Origin of the sequence: Candidatus Symbiopectobacterium sp., assembly GCF_020054415.1 — a bacterium.
In the GTDB taxonomy this organism is placed as follows: Bacteria; Pseudomonadota; Gammaproteobacteria; order Enterobacterales; family Enterobacteriaceae; genus Symbiopectobacterium.
Genome location: NZ_JAHWCO010000679.1, coordinates 1 through 1,967 on the forward strand (window position 1 = coordinate 1; position 1,967 = coordinate 1,967).

The following is a 1,967-nucleotide window of genomic DNA, read 5'->3' on the forward strand; positions in this document are numbered from 1 at the left end:
AGCCCAGTGAAACGACGGATCCTCGCAACGTAAAATCATGCAGTTAGGCCTCATGAGAAAAGTGTACACCTGAGATGACAAGCATTTTCAACCAAAACTGGCATGGAAAAACAGCATAATTACCTATTATTCAACAAAGCCCAGATCTGCCAGATACTGCGGCGATATCTGTCCAAGAACTCACCCGCAGCAGGTAACCCGCTATCGTTGATTTCCACCAGCAGTTGACGGGCAATGCGCAATCCATCGTTAATCTGGAAGCTGTTATCCATGTGCGGATCGTTAATCAGTCCTTTCCAACCCACAGTGGTGCGCGGTTTCTCAAAATAGACACGCATCACGACTTCCAGCTCGTCGCTTAACGCGTTGCGCAGCGTAAGCAAACGGGCGGCGTATTCTTTTGCAGCCTTGGTATCATTAATCGATCACGGGCTAATCACCACCAGCAAACGATCGTCAGTGCCATGCAGAATCTTGTGAATTGCCGAGCGGGTAAATGAGACCGTTTCTGCCGCACGCGCGGTAGCCGGAAATTTCTCCAGCAACGCGACAGGAGGTAACAACTCTTTGATCTCTTTAATTCTTAAGTCATCATTTTGGTAATTAATCATTCATTCATTCATTCATTCATCCATCGATTCTTGCTCAGAACATGCCACATCTTGCCAATAGGAAACGGTTGCAGGGCGATTACCCTAGCGTTTAAAAACGGAACTGTTCATACTGCAGCGCATAAATGATAAGTCAAGCGTATGGCGTACCCACAACAACATCGCGTAATTTTACGCGATAAAATGCTGTTAGCTCACCGCTATGCCGCGTTTTCCAACGTGCACTTTACGCTCTGCGCTGTAGATACGATGGCGTTGGACGCTGGCGCGCTTCCTTGATCCATAACCAGGTGCCGTTGAGGGCGATACCGGTCAAGATCAGGTATTCCAACGCCATCACATAAACCCCCTGGTAGGTGAAGATCACCACGCTGATAATGTTAACCACGACCCATAATATCCAGTTTTCCACATATTTACGCGTCATCAGGATCATCGCTATCATGGAGAGCACCATCATGCTGGAATCCCAGAAGGGAAACGCATCCGGCTGCAATGTCGGCATGGTCACCTGTACCCCCATGCTCCGCATCACGGTCACCGCGACGCCGGTCAGCGCGGCAAACACTGCATCAATGTAGACGGTCATCAAACAAATCACGAGTGCACCCAGCACTGTCCGGGCAAGCAATCTGGGGAGTGGCAGCAAGCGTATTTTTAAGGCGATATCCTGCTGTTCCGTGCGCCGTGTCCAAGCATACCAACCATAAACATTGGCAACAAAGAAAAAGATTTGCAGCAACAGGCTGGCATAAAGCTGAATCTGGAAAAAAATAACGGCAAATAGCGAGACGTTGATCAAACCAAACAGGTAATTGATGGTTTTTTCCAGACTTGCAAGCCAGATACAGAGCAGGCCGCACAGCGCGCCAACGGCTTCAATCCAGGAAAGATCGTACCCTCCCGCACCGAACGGGATATGAATCAAAATGTTGCTGGTACTGAAAACGTCCATATTGCCACCCCACGTTTATCGCCTAAATGAGGAAATCCTGCTTCTACCAGGCTCCCAAACGGGGTATATGGTAGCAGTCGGTTAGCAAGAAGGCACTTAATGTTTTACATACTAAACAAATAAGGGGTAATTCTTTTAATTACTCCCTTTTATTTAGCACACATAAAACTAAACGAACCAGCGATGCCAATAAATCGACAGTGGGATGATAAACAGCAGCGCAGGCAAGAAATTCACCACGGCGAACATTTTTATCTGCGCGATGGCTTTGTTGAATAAATAGAACTTTTGGGTAATCATCGGAGCAGATCACCACAGTTGTTTCAAAATCAGGTCTCCATGGCAAAACAAAATTTTAAAATCACCAACTGGCCCTCTTATAACAAGGCCCTCAAGCAGCG

2 protein-coding genes and 1 pseudogene are annotated in these 1,967 nt (G+C 47.3%); all 3 read right to left on the reverse strand.

All coding sequences use genetic code 11. The annotated features are described in order from the left end of the window. Positions 1 to 144 precede the first annotated feature (144 nt). Positions 145 to 608, reverse strand: a pseudogene (locus QZ506_RS19680) (3-deoxy-7-phosphoheptulonate synthase); the annotation flags it as partial. 229 nt (positions 609 to 837) lie between these two features. Beyond that, the gene (gene pnuC / locus QZ506_RS19685) at positions 838 to 1,566 is read right to left on the reverse strand and encodes a nicotinamide riboside transporter PnuC (RefSeq protein ID WP_291973327.1); all 729 of its coding nucleotides are present in this window, start codon (positions 1,564 to 1,566) and stop codon (positions 838 to 840) included. Between the two features lie 168 nt (positions 1,567 to 1,734). After that, positions 1,735 to 1,866 carry a hypothetical protein gene (locus tag QZ506_RS19690; protein ID WP_291973329.1) on the reverse strand — a complete coding sequence of 44 codons (132 nt, stop codon included), beginning with the start codon at positions 1,864 to 1,866 and terminating at the stop codon, positions 1,735 to 1,737. Positions 1,867 to 1,967 lie beyond the last annotated feature (101 nt).